This is a genomic window from Staphylococcus sp. 231237_7MaSpsaltlick (assembly GCF_043107035.1).
In genome coordinates, this window is sequence record NZ_JBICNX010000254.1 from 1 (window position 1) to 635 (window position 635).

A 635-nucleotide genomic window follows, 5' to 3' on the forward strand; every position below is an offset into this window, starting at 1 on the left:
TTCAATTGGTACTTCAATTAACAAAGTTTTAAATCGATCAGATAAGTCTTGATTACTCAAATTAAAAATTTTTTCAATCTTTGACTCCTCAACTATATCACCTTCATGCTTTTGAAAACCAATCCCTTTTCCCATCACAACACACTCTTGATTGTTTTGGGTGACGCTGATTACATTGTTATTGATGATTTTATTTATCTTCATATGACACCCCTTATTGTAATAAGTATATTGTGCCATATGGACAGAAAAAAAGGCAATCTTATAACGCTTTGCGCAAAATATTATTGACGTAATAACAAAAAAATCTAGCAGCGTTTAAAGCTACTAGACCTTTATTTAAAATAACCTCAATTGGCTAAAAGTATCACTTGTTTGCTGTTCAATTTTCTCAATTTGATTGCCTATTCTAGTTATGATTGGTACCACTAATGCATTACCCATGCAGAAGAACCGCATTCTATCAGGCATAGTATCTGTCCAATTATCTGGAAAACCGTTTAATCTTTCAGCTTCAATTGGCGTTAATGTACGATATACATTATTTATATTTAAAAAATGTGTGCTTCTATTAACAGATGCTTCGCTAGTCAACATTGTTCTAGCAGGTAAATCTAGGGAATCCGTTTCTGACA

Annotated in this window: 2 protein-coding genes; both read right to left on the reverse strand. The window is 32.3% G+C overall.

Annotated elements, in window-relative coordinates; translation table 11 throughout:
* Positions 1 to 204, reverse strand: a 204-nt coding sequence (locus ACF91D_RS31290; protein WP_392438631.1) for a CAT RNA binding domain-containing protein, incomplete at its 3' end; no start/stop codon positions are given.
* A 135-nt stretch (positions 205 to 339) separates the two neighbouring features.
* Positions 340 to 635 (reverse strand): DNA cytosine methyltransferase (locus tag ACF91D_RS31295; RefSeq protein WP_392438632.1); only part of this gene is annotated, 296 nt, incomplete at its 5' end.